The organism is Chitinophaga lutea (assembly GCF_003813775.1).
In the GTDB taxonomy this organism is placed as follows: Bacteria; Bacteroidota; Bacteroidia; order Chitinophagales; family Chitinophagaceae; genus Chitinophaga; species Chitinophaga lutea.
This window is the reverse complement of record NZ_RPDH01000002.1, coordinates 1,408,204-1,426,444: the sequence shown is the minus strand read 5'-3', so window position 1 is coordinate 1,426,444 and position 18,241 is coordinate 1,408,204. Positions and strand designations below refer to the sequence as shown.

At 51.3% G+C, this 18,241-nt stretch carries 15 protein-coding genes; 8 read left to right on the top strand and 7 right to left on the bottom strand.

Annotated elements, in window-relative coordinates; translation table 11 throughout:
- Positions 1–118: 118 nt before the first annotated feature.
- Together EGT74_RS17900 and EGT74_RS17895 are read right to left on the bottom strand one after the other, a co-directional pair.
- Positions 119–631 carry a ClbS/DfsB family four-helix bundle protein gene (locus tag EGT74_RS17900; RefSeq protein WP_123847940.1) on the bottom strand — a complete coding sequence of 171 codons (513 nt, stop codon included), beginning with the start codon at positions 629–631 and terminating at the stop codon, positions 119–121.
- 130 nt (positions 632–761) lie between these two features.
- Entirely contained in the window at positions 762–1,742 is a 981-nt protein-coding gene (locus EGT74_RS17895; RefSeq protein ID WP_123847939.1) for a helix-turn-helix transcriptional regulator, read from the bottom strand.
- Between the two features lie 134 nt (positions 1,743–1,876).
- Between EGT74_RS17895 and EGT74_RS17890 the strand changes: the two genes are divergently transcribed.
- Together EGT74_RS17890 and EGT74_RS17885 are read left to right on the top strand one after the other, a co-directional pair.
- Entirely contained in the window at positions 1,877–2,380 is a 504-nt protein-coding gene (locus EGT74_RS17890; protein WP_123847938.1) for a transposase, read from the top strand.
- Positions 2,367–3,548: an FAD-dependent oxidoreductase gene (locus EGT74_RS17885; RefSeq protein WP_123847937.1), complete on the top strand. Its 1,182-nt coding sequence runs from the start codon at positions 2,367–2,369 to the stop codon at positions 3,546–3,548. The genes EGT74_RS17890 and EGT74_RS17885 overlap by 14 nt, the downstream gene beginning before the upstream one ends.
- A 138-nt stretch (positions 3,549–3,686) precedes the next feature.
- Here EGT74_RS17885 and EGT74_RS17880 read toward each other — a convergent pair whose 3' ends face one another.
- Positions 3,687–4,712: an alpha/beta hydrolase gene (locus EGT74_RS17880; protein ID WP_158618209.1), complete on the bottom strand. Its 1,026-nt coding sequence runs from the start codon at positions 4,710–4,712 to the stop codon at positions 3,687–3,689.
- 171 nt (positions 4,713–4,883) lie between these two features.
- The gene (locus EGT74_RS17875; RefSeq protein WP_158618208.1) at positions 4,884–6,020 is read right to left on the bottom strand and encodes a helix-turn-helix domain-containing protein; all 1,137 of its coding nucleotides are present in this window, start codon (positions 6,018–6,020) and stop codon (positions 4,884–4,886) included.
- A gap of 224 nt (positions 6,021–6,244) precedes the next feature.
- On the opposite strand from EGT74_RS17875, the gene EGT74_RS17870 reads away from it, so the two are divergent.
- Positions 6,245–6,691: a DinB family protein gene (locus tag EGT74_RS17870; RefSeq protein ID WP_123847934.1), complete on the top strand. Its 447-nt coding sequence runs from the start codon at positions 6,245–6,247 to the stop codon at positions 6,689–6,691.
- Between the two features lie 363 nt (positions 6,692–7,054).
- Here the strand turns inward: EGT74_RS17870 and EGT74_RS17865 are convergent, their stop codons facing one another.
- On the bottom strand, positions 7,055–8,323 hold the full coding sequence (locus tag EGT74_RS17865; RefSeq protein ID WP_158618207.1) for a hypothetical protein: 1,269 nt from the start codon (positions 8,321–8,323) through the stop codon (positions 7,055–7,057).
- A gap of 212 nt (positions 8,324–8,535) precedes the next feature.
- Between EGT74_RS17865 and EGT74_RS17860 the strand changes: the two genes are divergently transcribed.
- The 5 genes from EGT74_RS17860 to EGT74_RS17840 all read left to right on the top strand — a co-directional run bounded on the left by EGT74_RS17860 (position 8,536) and on the right by EGT74_RS17840 (position 13,084).
- Positions 8,536–9,621 carry a sensor histidine kinase gene (locus tag EGT74_RS17860; RefSeq protein WP_123847932.1) on the top strand — a complete coding sequence of 362 codons (1,086 nt, stop codon included), beginning with the start codon at positions 8,536–8,538 and terminating at the stop codon, positions 9,619–9,621.
- The gene (locus tag EGT74_RS17855; RefSeq protein ID WP_123847931.1) at positions 9,602–10,381 is read left to right on the top strand and encodes a LytR/AlgR family response regulator transcription factor; all 780 of its coding nucleotides are present in this window, start codon (positions 9,602–9,604) and stop codon (positions 10,379–10,381) included. The genes EGT74_RS17860 and EGT74_RS17855 overlap by 20 nt, the downstream gene beginning before the upstream one ends.
- A 152-nt stretch (positions 10,382–10,533) precedes the next feature.
- Complete coding sequence (locus EGT74_RS17850) at positions 10,534–11,109, top strand: c-type cytochrome (protein ID WP_158618206.1); 576 nt, start codon at positions 10,534–10,536, stop codon at positions 11,107–11,109.
- Between the two features lie 151 nt (positions 11,110–11,260).
- The gene (locus EGT74_RS17845; RefSeq protein ID WP_123847929.1) at positions 11,261–12,229 is read left to right on the top strand and encodes an aldo/keto reductase; all 969 of its coding nucleotides are present in this window, start codon (positions 11,261–11,263) and stop codon (positions 12,227–12,229) included.
- Positions 12,230–12,328: 99 nt separating this feature from the next.
- The gene (locus tag EGT74_RS17840; RefSeq protein WP_246008242.1) at positions 12,329–13,084 is read left to right on the top strand and encodes a helix-turn-helix domain-containing protein; all 756 of its coding nucleotides are present in this window, start codon (positions 12,329–12,331) and stop codon (positions 13,082–13,084) included.
- 112 nt (positions 13,085–13,196) lie between these two features.
- Here the strand turns inward: EGT74_RS17840 and EGT74_RS17835 are convergent, their stop codons facing one another.
- Positions 13,197–17,243 carry an FG-GAP-like repeat-containing protein gene (locus tag EGT74_RS17835; RefSeq protein WP_123847927.1) on the bottom strand — a complete coding sequence of 1,349 codons (4,047 nt, stop codon included), beginning with the start codon at positions 17,241–17,243 and terminating at the stop codon, positions 13,197–13,199.
- 28 nt (positions 17,244–17,271) lie between these two features.
- Positions 17,272–18,189 carry a PorP/SprF family type IX secretion system membrane protein gene (locus EGT74_RS17830; RefSeq protein ID WP_123847926.1) on the bottom strand — a complete coding sequence of 306 codons (918 nt, stop codon included), beginning with the start codon at positions 18,187–18,189 and terminating at the stop codon, positions 17,272–17,274.
- Positions 18,190–18,241 lie beyond the last annotated feature (52 nt).

Below are 18,241 nucleotides of genomic sequence, written 5' to 3'. Positions count from 1 at the left end.
GTACTGTAAAAAGTCGCCCGGGTAGTGGCGAAGGGCCAGTACGGACAAATTAGCTCCCGAATTGCTATTCATATATTTGGTTATCAATTGTTTATTCCCACTTCTCACCGGTTCGCACCTACGGAATGTTTTTTTCCTTTTTCCACTTACGGATTCTTCCTCTTGCATTGGTATAGGGTGAAGCGGTATTGAACTGTATCATCCTGCCCAAAGTCCATTTGTCGTACCACGCCGTTCCATATAATTCGTGATTGGACTTTGACTGCACCAATGATAAAATATCTGAAACCGTATCGTTGAGTTTTTTAAGAAGGGCAGGGAAGTCTTCTTTTTTATAATCTGCATAAAACTTCTGCGCAAGTTTGCCTAGTTCATTCCATTTATAACCCGTTTCGGGGAAGTCGACCGGTTCTTTATTGTCCTGTTTACGATTCCACTTCAGCACCAATTCACCCCATCCAACGAGGTATGAAACGAGATTGTGAATGCTCATCAGGCTTCCCCTGGCATGGCCCTCCAGCTCCCTGACTGTGGCTAGCCCAGGGGGAATTGACATGAGTTCCGTATCCAGTTTGTCGTAATTCGTTTTGATGGCTTTCAGCAATTCTTCTTTATCAGCCGGTATACTCATGGTTTGTCAGGTTTCGTTTGGGTGAGCGGCAACGGTGCATCCGATACCAACAGGAATTGTTTTAAATCAATGGAGTTCCGGTGGGTCAGTAGCCGTTACGAATGAGGAGCTATTGCCGAGAGAATGCCCGCTATTTTTTTAGAATCTTCGTCGGGGGAACATTGAATTTTTTCTTGAATGCATTACTGAAATGGTGAAGTGAGCTATAACCCAGCTCGTCGGCAATCTGTGTGGCGGTTTTGTTTCGTTCCATCAGGTCCTGCTTTGCTCTTTCTAGCCTCACATCCGACAGGTACTCAAAGGCGGTGCGATTAAAAATCTCTTTAAACCCTTTCTTGAGCTTGAATTCATTCATCCCCGCAACTTTCGATAGTTCTTTCAGGCTGGGAGGGTTTTGAATGTGTTCGAGCAGGTAGTCCTTTGCAAAAATAATGCGCTCCCTGTCGTACTCGCCTTTCAGGTGCCGGGGATAGGGTTGCAAGGCGCTATCGAATGTTTCGGCCTGTAACACCAGCAGTTCTATGGCCTTGGATAAATAAAACAATCCCTTCAGCTGGTCGTTGAATTGACAATGCAGCATCGCGTTGATGCAGCTTTGGATCCTGAAGTCAATATCCAGGTTCGTGTCGGAAAGTGCGGCCGACCGCCCGGCATCAACGTGGCCGGCAAAACGTTTGATGGCCTCGTTGCCATTTTCCGCGATCCTGAAAAAAGCATCTTTGGAAAATTGTATGAGAAAGGTATTCGTATGCAGGTCGTCCGTTTGAATTTTACCGCCGGCCTCTTTGCCGTAAAACAGGTTATGCCGGTTGGCGGATAATACGAAAGGCCTGTTTAGCCGGGGATCGAACATGGAAATGGTGCCCAGTAAATTAAAGTGCATGGTGATCACCTCATTGTCGCCTTTCCAGTCAAACACCGTGGGCGCCCGGAAACGGGAGTCGGTACTGATGGCTTTTATTCCATCGAAGGTCCATTGGGTCGATCTTACGTTTCCAAATGGCAAGTCAAGATCAAAGCTTTCGGAAGAAAACGCCGGTTTCATTCCGTCAATCTGGTGATCGCTCTTCAGGAGGCTATCGCCTTTGTCATTGATTAATTCAAATGCCATACTCCGCCAAATGTAAGTTTTACTCCTTTTAATGTAAACTGCCGCTGTTAAAGGTACGCTAATTTTGCACCGGTGCAAGGCGCTGGGAAGGGGCGATACCCATCCGCAAGACGTCCTGTACAAACGACTACCATATGGAAAAAACTGGAAGTATAACGTATTCGACGGCCGACAAATGGCTGTTTTTCTGCATCGCCGGATATTTTATCATGAACGGCGCGCAACTTTGGGAAACCGCCATCATGGTACCTGCATGGACAAAGGCGCCGCCGGCTTCGCTTGTCTTCTTTCAGGAGCCCTATCCGCTGGATTTCAAGCAATTCTGGATAATTACACATAGCATCCACGAGCTGATTTTTATAATAGCCATTGTGACGAACTGGCGGGTAAAGCAGCGAAAATTCAAACTTTTGCTGCTATTCATTGCGCATTTCGCCATAAGAGCCTGGACGCTTTTATACTTCGCTCCCGCCATCGACCAGTTCCGGGAGGTTCCCTTCAGCGGCGCCGTCGATCAGCTGCTCGTTGAAAAAGCCGCCGGCTGGCGAAACTGGAATTATCTCCGTGTATCGCTGTTCTTCATGCTGAATATGCTCATGATCCCACTCTTCAAATACAATTCAAATGATCGCGGGTAAAAAAATCATCATTATCGGTGCGGGGGTATGTGGTCCGGCACTAGCCATACAACTGAAAAGAAAAGGCGGCCACGCGGAGATATTCGAGTCGCGGAGCGAGGAGAACATCCATGAGGGGGCGTTCCTCGGGATAACGCCGAACGGCCTGAATATCCTCAGGCAGTTTATCGACCTCCATGAACTGAAAGAGGACTCAACGCCCGGGGCGATAAAATTCTATAACGCGAAGGGCAAAATGATTGCGGAAGGGCCTACGGGATACCAGCTGGAAAAATACGGTGCGGAAACGCTCCAGCTGAAGCGGTCAAATCTGAACCGCTGCATCCGGGAAGCCGCGGCGGCGGAAGGCGTACAGATCCGGTACAACAGGAAACTGACAAGACTGGAGCAGGACGAAAACACGGTGACGGCTTTTTTTGACGATGGCACCGTTGCCTCCGGCGATATGCTCATCGGGTGCGATGGCATATTCTCCACCGTCAGGCAGCAGATATTTCCTGGTGAAAACGGGCTGCGATACACGAAATTGATTTCCACCGGGGGGTATGCCCGCCATCCCCGTTTGGCACAACCCTCGGATGCGATACATATGACATTTGGCGAAAGGGGTTTTTTCGCTTATGCGGTATCCGGCCAAGGAGAAGTCTGGTGGTTTAATAACTACAGGCGAAACGAGGAACCGGCGCCACATGAAATCAGGACCACGCTGAAAGAAGAAATCCGGCAGAATCTTTTAACGGTCCATAAAAATGACGACCCGTTGTTTTCCGAAATCATCCGGAATAGCAGCGACATCATTGCCTATCCGGTGTATGACATACCCGAATTGCCATACTGGTATAAGAACAGGGTTTGCCTGATGGGGGATGCCGCTCACGGCATTTCACCCCACGTGGGCCAGGGCGCTTCTTTAGCCCTGGAAGACAGTGTTGTGCTGACAGATCTGCTGGGCAGAAAGGAGCATTGCAGCGAGGCTTTTGCTGAATTTCAGGCTGCCCGCAGCGGCCGCGTCGAGAAAATAATACGCACCGCCCGGAAAATAGGGGATACAAAAGCAAAGATTAACCCGGTGGCGGCCTGGTTCAGGGACCGACTGATCGGTTTCTTTATCAGGAAACAGCTCTCGAAACTGGACTGGCTGTACGGCTGGAAATATCCTGCCCGTTAATTCGGCAAACCTGTCGAACCAAGGCCGGGCCCGCCCATGCCGGCATCACATACCACCGAAGCGGAGACCGTGAAAAGGATGGCAGCTTTCATATAGGTATCTGACGCTGCAATTCGCAAGGGACCCCACTATGAATGGTCATTGGGCCAGCTGGCCGAGAGGCGTTGGTTTTTTATGCCGGGTAGTTAAAATCATTGCTTTTACCGCCTCTTCAATAGCCTTCGGTTGATCCTGGTTGATATAATGGCCGCTGTTCGGAACGAGGATCTGCCTGCTGATGGCGGAAAGCCCCAACTGGTCTTTCTGCATTTTGTCCCATGCTGCAACCATTTCGGCCTTCAGTTTTTCGTCTTTGATAAACGAATCAAACCTGTTTTCGTCAGTTGCGCTAATGACGCATAGGGGAATGGAGCCGAAAGACCTGATTTTTGACGCCTCTTTTTTTATCGATGGCATCCCGTCCTGCTCTTCCAGAACGGCATAAGCACTTTTATGGAGCAATGCCGGCATGATGGAGTTTTGATAGGTGTATTGCCCGTTTTGAGGGAACATGTTGCCGAACATCAGCCTGGCAAGCCCGAAAGCATTGGCAAACTTCAGAAAGCCGCCCGGTAATCCCTGATTGACCATTTTGGAAAGTTCGGGCGACAGGAATTTTTCATTATCCGGGTGCTGGCTGTCGATCAGTATCACCCCGGCTACATCGTGGGGGTATTTACGGACAAAGAACCTGGTAAGCACGCCTCCCAGGGAGTGCCCCACAAGAATATAGGGTTTCGGGGCCCCGGATTTCTCCAGCAGGAGGTGTAATTCTTCGGCTATTTTGTCGCCGGTTTTGGGATTGCCCCCTCTTTCACTCCAGAGGATCCCGGCCCGGTCGTACGAAATGGTTGTCGTATATGCAGCCAGTACCTGTTGCATATTGAACCACTGGAGGTGGCCGGCCGGGTCAAACGCCGTTTCGAAAACGATCGTCGGGCTCCCAGTTCCCTTTTGCAGATAATGAAGGCGGTGATGGCCTACTTCGGCAAACCGGCCGTTGGGAATGATCTTTCCGGCATTATAGCGGGATATGCTTTCAAATACAAACCCGGTGATCAACAACAAGGCCACTAATGCAAATATGGCCACGGCGACCCTTTTAACCCATTTTGGAATTTTCATGTTGGATGCTTTTGATACGCTTCGGCGCAGGCACAAAGGTATCTCCCGCAAATGGGGATGGAGGCGCATCCGGTAGGGTGATACTCCTTTCTTGGGTACCATAAAGTCCTTAAATACAATTATTTATGTCTATTGAGACTAATTGGCGCGGATGGGCGTCTGAAAAGGATGTTAAGAAATCGTATGGAGGTATTCACTGGGGGACTTTCCGGTGATTTTCCTGAAATTCCGGTTGAAGGAGGCTTTTGAGTTAAACCCGCAATCGTAGGCAATGGTCAGCAGCGTATATTTTTTATTGGCCGGGAGGACGACCTGCCGCAAGAATTCTTTCACCCGCAGCTCGTTTATCAGCTCGTAAAAAGTCTTTTGTTCAACGGCGTTAATGACCTGTGACAGCAGGTTCGGATTTGTATGGACCATACCGGCGAGGGCATCGAGGGTTAATTCCGGATCCAGGTAGGGTTTTTCTTCTTCCAGTACGGAAAGCAGTGTTTTATGAAGTTTTTGTGCGGTTTCGTCATCCAAAGCAGATTTGGCGTATTTGGGCACGGGAGGCTGAACAGACGATGGCTGGTCTTTGTCGGTATCTTCTGCCAACTTGGCTTCATTTGCTGCGAAAGCGATGGTTTCGATATTTTTCTGGCTGAATACATTCACCTGTTTGATGCCGAAATAGCCCATCCAGCATACAAATATAGTGGAGGCCGAAAAGACAAGCCGGTCTGAATGAACCACCAAAACGGCAATCCAGATGGCGGCCATCCCGGTAATCAGGTAAAGCAGCCAACGGAAATTGATTTTTTCAACGTTTGAAAACCGGTGTTCGAGGCTTTTTCTAAAAAGCAGGAGTTGGTGGCAGGACAAAGGGATATAAATGACCCCGGATACATAAATCAGGATAGCCCTCAGTTTATTTTCCGGTTCAAAGCCAGCGGCGTTGTTTTCAAGAACACTGACCTTTGCATCAAACGGAAGCAGGTAAAACTGGGAAAAAAGTAAATAACCCGAAACGAACGGTAAAAAATGCAGGAGATCCCGCTTTTGAAATAGTACAGGACGCGTCTGGTATTTTATATACAGATACAGGAAAGGCCCCTGGGCCAATGGCATCCATAAACCCTGGATGGCTCCTGTTGGATACTTTGTATACTGTCCCGACGCCAGCAGGTAAACAGACAGCAACATAATGGCTGAAGCTGCAAGCCAGGAGGCAAGCATATAATCCGCCACCGTTTTATCTGACTTGGTGAATAAAACAAAAGATAAAAAAACTCCTATACTAGCACCGGATAAATAAAGCGTTTCCATCTGCGCCTGAAACATTTTGTTGTGGGAAATAAATATAGTGCTTTGGAGCAGGTTTTCCCGGTAATTCCCTAAATTTCACCGGGTGTTCTTTGTTGTTCGTGTGCGCTTGCAATAATTGTAGCGTTGTTCACCTGGCCATGGAAAGCTATCGCCGGCACAGCAGGCATCACTCATGATGTTCGATATAGCAATTAAGGTACTGAACAAAAAAAAAGTAAAGAACTATGAAAATCTTCTTCACCGAACTGTTTGAATATAATCACGATTGTAATCAGAAGCTGGTGGATTTATTGACCGGCAATGCAGACAAAACTTCTGAAAAGACCATAAAACTCTATAGCCATATCCTGAATGCGCACCAGATATGGAATAACCGGATAGAGCCGAGGGAGCCTGCTTTCGGCATCTGGCAGGTGCATGCCATCGGGGACTGGCGGAACATTGAGCAGGCAAACCATGAGCATACCATGCAGATCGTCGATAAGCTGGACCTCGACAGCGAAATCCAGTACACCATTGGTAAAGTAAACAGGTTTAGCAAAAGTGTCCGGCATCTGTTGTTTCATGTAATTAATCATTCCACCTATCACAGGGGACAAATTGCCACTGAATGCAGGCAAAGCGGGCTTGACCCGCTGGCAACCGACTATATTCTCTACGAGCGGAAATAATAGGGGTGAGCCGCCCAGGCAAGTAAATTGAGCTACGCACCGCCCGGAAAATAGGGGATACAAAAGCAAAGATTAACCCGGTGGCGGCCTGGTTCAGGGATCGGCTGATCGGCATCTTTATCAGGAAACAGCCCTCGAAATTGGACTGGCTGTACGGCTGGAAGTATACTGGACATACAGCCCGGCACCTCACAAAAGCAATTCGGGAAAAAGAGACATGAACCGCTAAATAGCGGGTATGGCATGTCACGAAACGGAATTACCTATCCCCCGCAAGCAGGGGATAGGTCTGACAGATCTGCTCAGTTTGTTCGACCGGATGTCCGGCGCCGAAATAAAACGTGCGGGGTGCCGGAAATCTGTTTATGTTTTCCTTCTTATCCTGAACTGGCCCGACAATTGTTTTTTCGGCGGGTTGTAACTGCCGTTCTGATACCATATTTCGGCTGTAAACTTGCCCTCAACGTAGCCTCCAACAGCTTCGTAGCGGGTAACTGTAACGCTGCCTGAGGAATGTTGCTCATCACACGTCGGGCAGGGGAATTTACTGGTGGCCCAGTCATATTCCCCCATTCCTGCTACGATGATGTAACCCTGGTCGTCTTCCAGGCCGTAAGGGTAGGAGCGTTGTCCAAATGATTCACCCAGCAGGCGGATCCTGATATACTGGCCACCGCTCATTTCCGCATTGATGTAAAAGTTATCCGCTTCCATGCTGATGCAGTCTTCCGGACCACAATCTTTCTTGTTTATGTGGGTTGTACCGTCCAGCGTATACATTAGATATTCGTCCTCGACGACAGTGAGGGGGATTGTCAGAATGGCTTGTTTGCTGTAGTCTTTTTTCACGGAATTCCAGACAGGGACGTAAACGCTCACCAGCGACGGGTTTACAGCAGGCGGGGCGCCGGGAGCGGTAAACAGGCAATTGATGCCATCGGGTTTGATTGTTCCTTCTCCAACGGCCAGTTTCCATTGAATGTGTGGAATCTGTGAACGGATGTAATAATCTACATACTGCCCAAGGGGAGGATCTTTCTCCAGCGGGGAAATCAATGTTTCATAATACATCAGTTTTAACTGAGCCTGTTCTCCGGTCTTTAATTCGGTGCGGTCGGCTTCTATCTTTAAGGCTTCAACATAAGTCCAATCGCTGAAATGCGTCGTAAGAGCGGTAAGTGTACGCGCCGTCACGTTTCGTTCCGTTTCCATTACCATATGGAAAAAACCTTCCGGATCCTGGTAAGCCAGGTGAAGGAGGTCCGGAGTGGTGCCGGCAGTTTCCGATGCATCGTACTCCAAAACAATCCTTACCGGTTTTTTGAAGGCAATATGCTCCGGTAGGAACCTGAAGGCGGGGCGGGACGAGCCGGTTAATGTATTTTCTACCGGTTGTATGCTGAAATTGACCGGTTCGCTGACGGCGCCCGCAGGGATGACCAGTTGCACTCCTGTTGCCTGCAAAGTACCGCCATCGCTGCCAATGGTTTTAGACACGGCCGGCCCGGTAGTGCCGCCGGTATTTCTTTTGACCGGATTGACAACAGGTGCATCCATTTCCTTCGGGGATTTTTGACAGGAGGCCAGGAGTGCGGCGAAAGCCAAAATAAGGGTTAAATGAAATGTCTTCATAATATATATTCTTGTGTTTACGCTGGGGATAAAAAGGCGAGTGCAAAGAAAATAAAATGGGGGCAGGGGAAAATTGCTGGCTGTCTGAATCGTTATTACGGGCGTCTCAATCGTAAAAATAGCCGTCGGCGTGGTATGGGCCATCATTACGATCCGGGTCACCTGCAGGGAAGAGATTAAAACTATTTCCTTTTTCCTATTTTTGACGCGGCATGACAAAACAAACCGATCCTGGTAATTTAAAAGCACCGAGAGGCAACCAACTCACTGGTTATGATGTAAGAGTACTGTTTATCGTGCTGCCCTATTATTTCATTCTGGCCGGGCTTATCTGGGGAAGGGAATATGTGACGGATACGCGGATTTTTTTTACCACAACAGTTGTCATACTCATTGTATGGCCATTATCCTGGTTCGTTCATTCAAAAGCAGGGTATATCATCAGGAGTCATTATCCGGAAGTCAACCAGACGACCCGGCGTGTGTTATTAACGCTCGCGGTTTTTATACCCATCACGATTTTTATCAACTACCTTATTCTGTTGTTTTGCTGCCATGCCGCCGGGCGCCCGTATATGCCCGGAAAATTCGGCGGCATTTCCGTAGCGGGCATTGTGTTGAATATTTTAGCCACTGCAGTGTTTGAGGCAACCTACCTGTTAAAAAAATGGAAGACGTCCCTCGTTGAAGCGGAGAAGTCAAAGAAGGCTTCCCTGCAAAGTGAACTGGATAATCTGAAGTCACAGGTCAACCCCCATTTTCTGTTCAATTCGTTAAACTCCTTATCCGCCCTCATTTCCGAAGATCAGCAAAAAGCCGAACGATTTTTGTATGAAATGTGCAGGGTATACCGCTACCTGTTGCAGAATAACGAACATGAGCTTACCACGCTTGGTGTGGAGCTGACATTCCTGAAGTCTTATTTCTATCTTCTGAAAACAAGGTATGAAGCCGCCATCCAATTGGACATCAACATCCCGGAGCGATATCATAATCGCCTGCTCCCGCCTTTCACGCTTCAGATGCTGGTGGAAAATGCGGTCAAACATAATATTATTATAGAATCCAATCCACTCATCATTGATTTGTTTATCAACGGCAATTCGGAGTTAGTGGTCCGTAATAACCAGCAGGCCAAACCGGTATCCGTGCAGTCGAACAGAATTGGGTTGAAGAACATTCAGAGAAAGTACCAGTTATTATCGCAACAGATTGTTACCGTAGTGCCGGACGAGCGGTATTTTACGGTGACTCTCCCGCTTATAAATCCCGCTACCCATGAAAGTGATTATCATTGAAGATGAAAATCTCGCCATCAAAAGACTGATAAAACTGATATCCGGAATTGACGGTCGTATCGAGGTTGTCGCAACCCTTCGGAGCATCGCGGAAAGCGTCAGCTGGCTGAGTGAGCATCCGGCGCCCGACCTGATATTTATGGACATTGAGCTGGCAGACGGCCAGAGTTTCGAGATATTCAAACAGGTGACAGTGACCAGCCCGGTTATTTTCACTACCTCATACGATCAGTATGCGTTGCGTGCTTTCGAAGTAAACAGTGTGGATTACCTGCTTAAACCTGTTGAGCCCGAAGGGCTTGCGCAGGCACTCAACAAACACAAAGCAATACAGGCACATTATGCCGGTCAGGCCGTGAAATCCGTGAATATAACCCGGTTGCTGAACGACCTCCGGGAGAGCTTCGACAAGAAACAATACAGGAAACGTTTCCTCGTAAAATCCGGAAATAAGCAGGTAAGCATCGAAACGGAAGAAATCGCTTATTTCTACAGGGACGGCAGGATTACTTTTTTCAGAACGTTTGGGAACGGCAAATTTATTACTGATTATACGCTGGAAGAACTGGAGGATGAGATGCTGGATCCTTCCCTGTTTTTCAGAATTAACCGGTCGTGCATAGTGGCTATAAAATCGGTCAGGACAATTGAATCTTTCCCGGGGAACAGGCTACATCTGGATCTCAGTCCTGCTTTCGACAAAGATTCCATCGTTAGCAGAGACAAAGTGGCAGCGTTTAAAGACTGGATTGGCAAATGAAATATCCGTTGTTATCAGTAGCCCGTTGGCGCAACCATTTAAGCGCAGATTTTTACGGCTGATGCGTCGAAACTTGCGATTCGGCCATGCTTTGCCAGTATTTATATATGTTATGGGATAGTTTTGCATATCGAACTAACACAGTAACATTTATGATTAAATTAATCCCGACCGCTACAGTTGTGGCCAGCTTCCTGTTGACGTTGTTTATCTCCTGCGATTCCGCTAATAATAATGCTTCTGGCGGCCAGTATGGCGATTCCGCTTCCCTGGTAAAACGTGGCGAATACCTCGTAACCATCAGTGGGTGTAATGATTGTCACTCTCCCAAACGAATGGGAAATATGGGGCCGGAAGTAATTCCGGAAACCCGGCTGTCTGGCTATCCCTCGGGCCGGCCCGTGGCAGCCTTTGACACTGCATTGGCAAAAAAGGGCATCGCGCAGTTCAATGAAGATATGACGGCCGCCGCAGGTCCCTGGGGCATCAGTTTCGCGCTGAATATTACCAGCGACGTCAGCGGCATCGGCAACTGGACGCTTGACAATTTCAAAACCGCTATGAGACACGGAAAGCTCAAAGGAGCTGAAAAAGGTCGTTCCCTGCTGCCTCCCATGCCGTGGACGAACTATACCGAATTAACGGATGAAGATCTCGACGCGATTTTCAGCTACCTGAAACAAACCAGGCCGGTTAAGAACTTTCCTCCGACTCCAGTGCTCTTTTAACGGAAGCCGCCCGTCAAAATTTGAACGCATAGGCCCCAAAGAAGATGTCATTGCGGCTGAGCCGCCCAGGCAAGTAAATTGAGCTATGGAGGAAAGCAGCCAGGGGCTTTGAAGACTGATCTTTGTGTCGTTAATCAATAAAATAAAGGTAATGACAACAACAAAGATAGCTTTGGGAAAGAACGGCCCGCTCGTATCCAAACTGGGTTTAGGCTGTATGCGCATGTCCCCTGTCTGGGGCGGCGGGATGAATGATGAAAAAGAAAGCGTCGCTACCATCCAGGCGGCGCTGGACAGCGGTATCAACTTCCTGAATACGGGAGATTTTTACGGCGCCGGGCATAACGAGCTGCTGGTAGGGAAGGCCATCAAAGGCAGGCGGGACGACGCATTTATCAGCGTCAAGTTTGGTGCGATCTTCTACGGTGGCCGGTTACTGGGATTGGACCTGCGCCCCGCATCCATCAAAAACTTCATCAATTATTCCCTGGTGCGCCTGGGGACAGATATCATCGATCTTTACCAGCCGTGCAGGCTCGACGGGAGCGTGCCGGACGAAGATGTGATCGGCACGGTTGCCGACCTCATCAAGGAAGGGAAGGTGCGCCACCTCGGCGTTTCTGAAATCACCGCGGAGCAACTGCGGAAGGTAAATAGCATACACCCTGTAACGGCACTGGAGATCGGGTATTCATTGGCAGACCGCCAGATAGAAAGCGACCTGCTTCCCGCGGCCAAAGAACTGGGGATAGGCGTTGTGGCCTTTGCCAATACGGCCGAAGGCCTGCTTACCGGCGACATGAAAGCGCCGCTGCCGGCCAATGCCTACCATCATCACTTCCCGCGTTTCCAGGGAGAGAATCTCATAAAGAATCTTGAAAAGGTCGAAGTATTAAAGCAGATGGCGAAGGAGAAGGGCTATACGCCGGCGCAACTGGCGATCGCCTGGGTGAATGTGCAGGACGATCATATCATGCCGCTGGTAAGCATGAGCCGGCGATCACGGCTGCCGGAAAACCGGCGGGCCATGGAGATTGCATTCACGGCTGAGGAGTTGAATACCCTGCATACGCATTTTGCGCCGGGGGCGATAGTGGGAGGCACCTACCTGCAGCGGTAGCCGCCTTGCGCATAAGCTCCACCGGTTTTGTAACTTTATGGCATGATGAATCCAACTGAAATACTCCCCGGGGTCATTTTTTTCTCTTATTACTCGGACATGAGGAAAGAGAAGGTCGCATTCATGGAGGATAATACGCTGGTATTGCAGGTGCTGGGCCAGTTTACACTGGAAACCGCCAGCCAGCGTATCTCCATGACCGGCGGCGAAATGATGCTGATACGGAAAAACCAACTGGGAGAAATTTCCAAGATGCCTTTGGACGGGCGGGGGTATCAAACCATTGTCATTCGCCTGAAAGAGGATTTGCTCAGGAAAATTGCCCTGGAGGAACAAATCACGATAGCACAGAAATATACAGGCCCTTCCAACATCCTCATCCCCGGTAACGATTTTTTACAGGCCTTTTTTCAATCCCTGCTGCCCTATGTCCAGCATCCCGAGAAGAAGATCACTACCGAGGTGGGGATGCTGAAAATAAAAGAGGCGGTATATCTGCTGCTGGACGTGATGCCCGGGCTCAGGGACTTCCTGTTCGACTTTTCCGAGCCGTATAAGATCGATCTGGAAAAATTCATGGCCAGCAATTTTCATTACAATATTCCCGTCGATCAGTTTGCAAGGCTGGCGGGAAGAAGCCTTGCGGGGTTCAAACGCGATTTCCGGAAAATATTCGGGATGGCGCCCCGGCAATGGTTACTGGAAAGGCGGTTAGCGGAAGCCCGGCATCTGATTGAAAGTAAGAACAAGAAGCCGTCGGCCATTTATCTCGACCTGGGATTTGAAAGCCTTTCCCACTTTTCACATTCTTTCAAGAAGAAATTCGGGAAAACGCCCACTGAATGGGCGGCGTAAGGGCGCCGGACTCTGGGCCGGTTTGCAAAAGACGCTGATTGCAAAGCCGCATAAACACCAGTTTATGCGGCTTTTTTCCTATTGTGATGCTTTCCGATAAGCTTTTTCCCGGTTAATACTCCAGCACAAAGAAGCCGGTCACTTTTTTTCGGGTGCCGCCCGATGTGTAGAGGAACACATAGTAGTATACGCCTTTCGGCAGCAGCTGGCTACCGTTATTGGCATAGCCTCTGAAATCGTTTTTATAGGGTTTCGCTTCAAACAGTATCCTGCCGGTTGTGTTGGCAATATGGATCTCGTTGTCCGGGAAATTGCGCAGGCCTTCTATTTGCAGGTAGTCGTTAATGCCGTCGCCGTTCGGCGTAATGGCGTCGCTTACTTTTATTTCCCGGCCGGAGGAAACGATTTCAAGCTCCTGCGTAACCGAGGTGGCGGCTTCAATATTGCTATTGCCCGCCTGCCGTGCGGTGATGCGGGTAATGCCCGGACGCAGCGGCGTTACCAGCGTGTTGGCCACCGTAGCGATAATGGTGTTCTCTATCTCGTACGTAACCGGGAGGCCTGAGCTGGCGGTGGCGCCGGGGTCGAACGGCGGTTCGTTGGTGTTACGCGCCGTCAGTGGTCCGAAGGTGATGGTTTGTGTGGCTTTTTTTACCGCCAGCTGTTTGTTGACCGCTGCTGCAGCAGCATAGTTGCCGTTGCCGGGTTGTGCGGCTGTGATTGTTGTGATGCCGGCACCGGTGATGCGGATTTGGCCGGCGGCGTTCACGGTAGCCACGTTGGGGTCTGAACTGGTATATGTGATGGGCAGGCCGCTGGAGGCAATGGCGCCTGCCGCGAAATCTGCATCGCCGAAGGTTTTAACAGGGAAATCGGGCAGTGACAGCTGTTGCGCTGCTTTGCCGACGGTGAGCATTGCGGTGGCGCTGGCGGCGAGGTAGTTGCCGTTGCCGGGTTGCGTGGCCGTGATGGTAACTGCGCCGGCGCCGGTGATATGAATAGTGCCGTTGGGTGTAACGGTAGCTACGTTGGCGTCTGAACTGCTGAATGTCAGTGGCAGCCCTGCGCTGCTTTGTGCCTGTGCGGGAAAATCCGCATCGCCGAATGTTTTGACGGGCAGCGGTTGGAACGTGACGGTTTGGGCTGCTTTGCCAACGGTCAGCACAGCAGTGGCGGCGGCGCTATTGTAATTGCCGTTGCCACCTTGCGTGGCCGTGATGGTAGCGGTACCTGCGCCGGTGATATGGATAATGCCGTTTGGTGATATGGTGGCCACATTGGCGTCTGAGCTGCTGAATGTAAGTGGCAGCCCTGCGCTGCTTTGCGCCTGTGAAGGAAAATCCGCATCGCCGAATGTTTTGACGGGCAGTGGTTGGAACGTGACGGTTTGGGCTGCTTTGCCAACGGTTAGCACCGCAGTGGCGGCGGCGCTATTGTAATTGCCGTTGCCGCCTTGCGTGGCCGTGATGGTAGCGGTACCCGCGCCGGTGATATGGATAATGCCGTTTGGTGATATGGTGGCCACATTGGCGTCTGAGCTGCTGAATGCAAGTGGCAGCCCTGCGCTGCTTTGCGCCTGTGCGGGAAAATCCGCGTCGCCGAACGTTTTGACGGGCAACGGCTGGAAGGTAATGGTTTGTGCGGCTTTACCAACGGTCAGTATCGCAGTGGCGGAGGCACTGCTGTAATTGGTGTTGCCGCTTTGCGTGGCAGTAATGGTAACGGTGCCCGCGCCGGTGATATGGATCTTTCCATCGGCCGTAATGGTGGCTACGTTCGCATCCGAACTGGTGAGCTGTACCGGTAGCCCTGCGCTGCTCTGCGCCTGTGGGTCAAAGTCGGCATCACCAAATGTTTTAGGCCCGATGGCGGGGAAGGTAATGGTTTGTGATGCCTGTGTTACCCGCAGTGTTACAAGAGCTGTATCGCCGAGGTAGTTGCCGGCAGTCTTTTGCATGACGGCAATGGCGGTGGTGCCTGCGCCGGTGATGTGAATGTTGCCCGCTGCGTCGACCGTGGCCACGCCGGGCTGGCTGCTGCTAAAGGCGAGGGGCAGGGCAGGGTCGGCCTGAATGTTAAGGCTGAAGTCGGCGGAGCCGTACACCTTGTCGGCAACCGGGGCCACTACAACGTTCAGTTGTTTGGGATCGATAGTCAGTGTGCCCGGTTGGTATACAAAAGTATAGTTGGCTGCTGCCGCGCCGCTTACGTTGATCGGGTAGGCGCCAATGCCGCTTGTGCCAGTGGCTGTGGTGGACTTCTGCACGGGTTGCGTCAGCACACTTTCGGTTTCGTTGGCGGCAAAGCCGGTGATGCGGTAGGTGAGCGCCGGCAAGGCGTCGCCGTACGTGATGTTCTTGTTGTCTGCTGCAACCGTGAGCGTTCCGGGATTGAATTGCATCGTAGCCGTCACCACCGCGGCAGGCAGCCACTCTCCGTTGCCGTGGTGATAGGCAATGAGTGTGCAGGTGTCCACCGCTTTGATGCGGATCTTGCCGTCCGGCAGTACTTCCGCCGCCGAAGGGTTGCCCAGTTGGATCGTCAGCGGCAGGCCGGAGTTGAGTGTGGCTGGTACAAAATCCGGGTCGCCGTACTGATGAATGAGGTCGTTCAGTTGGATCGTTTGAGTTTTACGGGTGGCGAACGATTGCTCTGCCGCAAAAGGCGAGCCCGACCAGGCCGCATCGATGGCCTGTACGCTCCAGCGGTACACCTTGTCGTGCGTAAGGCCATGAAACGTGTAGCTGGTGTTCATGGTGGTGTTACCGATGCCTACGAGCCTGCGGTAGCCGCCGGTGCGGGTATGTGCGTTTATTCTCACCGAGCTGCCGGGGTCTTCGTACAGGTAGATGTTATAATATAAACCGGCCGCCGCCGTTTGTGCATCCTGTGCCCGCTGCCAGGTGAGGGTGACGGACTTTTCGTCGGCCGAAACGCTGTGGGAAAGCCCGGAGGGCGCGGCGGGGCGGGTATTGCGATTGGAAGTGGTGTTCCTGTACAACGTACACGCATACCCGCTTCCGTTGTCCGAACCGATCCACAACAGGTCCAGCCGGCCGTCGTTATCATAATCGGCCCAGCAGGCGGACGAATAGATATGGGATGCAAGCGTTGCCGTGAGGGAGAAGTTACCGCCGCCTGTGTTCCTGTATACATGCGTGGCGGATTGTGCCGGCCTCCAGACCGTTTGCCCGGCTGCCACCACGTCCAGCAACCCGTCGCCATCATAATCGCCCCAGGCGGTAGTGCCGCTTACGCCCTGTAATACGCTGCTATTGGCGGTAAATCCGCCGCCGCCATCGTTATGAAAAATCATGGTGAGATATCTGTTGACGAACTGCGAGCTGTATCCCGATATCAACAGATCGGGATACCCGTCATTGTCGTAATCGCCCCATGCAACAGTGCCGTTATGGAAGCCATAGGCTCCAATCATCGTGCCGCTGGAAAAAGTCCCATTACCGAGGTTGCGGTACAGGCGGTTGGCGGATTCGTTTTCCGTGAAGCCGATCATCATCAGGTCAAGCAGCCCATCTTTGTCGTAATCGGCCCATGCAAAGTCGCCGCCGGACATCGGCAGCAGGGGGATGTTCGTTACCTCAAAGCCGCCCCGCTGGTTATTGCGGTAGATATTGGACTGTCTGACGCTAGTGAAGCCGCTAATGGCGAGATCGGGGTAGCCGTCGTTGTCGTAGTCTCCTGCAGCTGCGGCGCTTATGGAGATATGTTCCGGCAGTCCGGTATTGCCGGCCGGTAAAAAAGACCCGCCGGAGTTCTGATATAGCAGCACCGGGCCTCCGAGCAGGAGGAGAAGATCCTGTTGGCCGTCGTTGTTATAGTCGAGCCAGATGATGGTCATTTTACTATCGTTGCCAATGGTGCTGCCGAAGTTGGTGCCGAGGTCGGTAAAAGTGCCGTTACCGTTGTTGCGGTAAATACGCGCCTGCGATCCGCCCTGGTAATTCAGGCCGGCGATGCAAACATCGAGATCACCGTCGTTGTCGTAATCGGCCCATGCGGCCACGCCGCCATAGGTGTCGAGGTTCGCGAAACCGGGAGAAGCAACGTTTACGAACGGTCCGGTCTGGGGCCAGGCATGCAATGTTGCCAGCAGCAACACCAGCGTGCAGAGTAAATTTTTTATGCGGAAAAGAAACATATCATGCTGAATTTGGAAGGAAAGGATATTACCACCATTTATAGGGAAGGAAGGCGCCGGCGGCCCAGGGTATCCGGTAGTTCACAAAAATCTCGTGCGAGCCGGAGCTGAACCGGATAATGTTGCGCTGGTTACCGAGCGCGAAAATGTAGGAGTAACCCAGCTGCAACCGTCGCTGAACGGTGTATTGCAGCGCGGCATTCATTTCCCCCGTACTGCGCCAGGTGAGGCCGGCCGCGGCGCTTTCGCGGTATATCACGGTGGCGCCTATATCCAGCGGCTTGTCTTGCGGAAAGAGATTGTAGAGCAGGGAAGGGGCGATGGCAAAGTTTTCGCCGAGCGGGTGAATGCTGCCGGCTGCCACATACCCGCTGTTGCCTTCGTCTTCCGGCCGCAGCTGGCCCTCGCTTTTGAAGTTCTTCAGTTTGATGCGCGGCATGGAAGCGCCGATGTAGAAATTGTCGCGGTGCAGCATGATGCCGAAACCGGCCACACCCCGCCATTCGTTCACGGGCTGTTTGCCGGCCAGCGCAGGGTCTCCCTGCCCGAGGCCGCCGTAGCGTGCCGAGTAATTGTCCATACCGCCGTAAAAGCCGAGCGTGAGGCGTTCGGTGGGCGTGATGTTCACCGTTTTGGATACCATCGCGCCAAGCGAGGTGTAGGAAGTGACGGCGATCTTTTTATACTCCGCCACCAGGCCCACGGCGATGCCCGGCCTTCGCACGAAAGTGTTGCCGGTAAAACTGAAAGCCATCGGCGCATCATTGATGCCGGCCCACTGTTTGCGGCCGAACGCAGTCAGCGAGGTGGAAGAGTCCATGCCCATGATGGCAGGGTTTACCAACCCGAGGTGTTTGTTGAAATTTGCGTAAATAAAATTTTCCTGCGCTTGTAAAATGGGAGATAAGAGCAGGAGGACGCCCAGCAGGTGTAAATGTTTTATCATGTACGGATATGATTGCGGTTAATCGGGATACTGTACTGCAAAGGACGGCCAT

What these genes read in the sequence shown, in the direction of transcription:
- EGT74_RS17900 (WP_123847940.1), bottom strand. Translation starts at nt 631, where the DNA reads ATGAGTATACCGGCTGATAAAGAAGAATTGCTGAAAGCCATCAAAACG.
- EGT74_RS17895 (WP_123847939.1), bottom strand. Translation starts at nt 1,742, where the DNA reads ATGGCATTTGAATTAATCAATGACAAAGGCGATAGCCTCCTGAAGAGC.
- EGT74_RS17890 (WP_123847938.1), top strand. Translation starts at nt 1,877, where the DNA reads ATGGAAAAAACTGGAAGTATAACGTATTCGACGGCCGACAAATGGCTG.
- EGT74_RS17885 (WP_123847937.1), top strand. Translation starts at nt 2,367, where the DNA reads ATGATCGCGGGTAAAAAAATCATCATTATCGGTGCGGGGGTATGTGGT.
- EGT74_RS17880 (WP_158618209.1), bottom strand. Translation starts at nt 4,712, where the DNA reads ATGAAAATTCCAAAATGGGTTAAAAGGGTCGCCGTGGCCATATTTGCA.
- EGT74_RS17875 (WP_158618208.1), bottom strand. Translation starts at nt 6,020, where the DNA reads ATGGAAACGCTTTATTTATCCGGTGCTAGTATAGGAGTTTTTTTATCT.
- EGT74_RS17870 (WP_123847934.1), top strand. Translation starts at nt 6,245, where the DNA reads ATGAAAATCTTCTTCACCGAACTGTTTGAATATAATCACGATTGTAAT.
- EGT74_RS17865 (WP_158618207.1), bottom strand. Translation starts at nt 8,323, where the DNA reads ATGAAGACATTTCATTTAACCCTTATTTTGGCTTTCGCCGCACTCCTG.
- EGT74_RS17860 (WP_123847932.1), top strand. Translation starts at nt 8,536, where the DNA reads ATGACAAAACAAACCGATCCTGGTAATTTAAAAGCACCGAGAGGCAAC.
- EGT74_RS17855 (WP_123847931.1), top strand. Translation starts at nt 9,602, where the DNA reads ATGAAAGTGATTATCATTGAAGATGAAAATCTCGCCATCAAAAGACTG.
- EGT74_RS17850 (WP_158618206.1), top strand. Translation starts at nt 10,534, where the DNA reads ATGATTAAATTAATCCCGACCGCTACAGTTGTGGCCAGCTTCCTGTTG.
- EGT74_RS17845 (WP_123847929.1), top strand. Translation starts at nt 11,261, where the DNA reads ATGACAACAACAAAGATAGCTTTGGGAAAGAACGGCCCGCTCGTATCC.
- EGT74_RS17840 (WP_246008242.1), top strand. Translation starts at nt 12,329, where the DNA reads ATGAGGAAAGAGAAGGTCGCATTCATGGAGGATAATACGCTGGTATTG.
- EGT74_RS17835 (WP_123847927.1), bottom strand. Translation starts at nt 17,243, where the DNA reads ATGTTTCTTTTCCGCATAAAAAATTTACTCTGCACGCTGGTGTTGCTG.
- EGT74_RS17830 (WP_123847926.1), bottom strand. Translation starts at nt 18,189, where the DNA reads ATGATAAAACATTTACACCTGCTGGGCGTCCTCCTGCTCTTATCTCCC.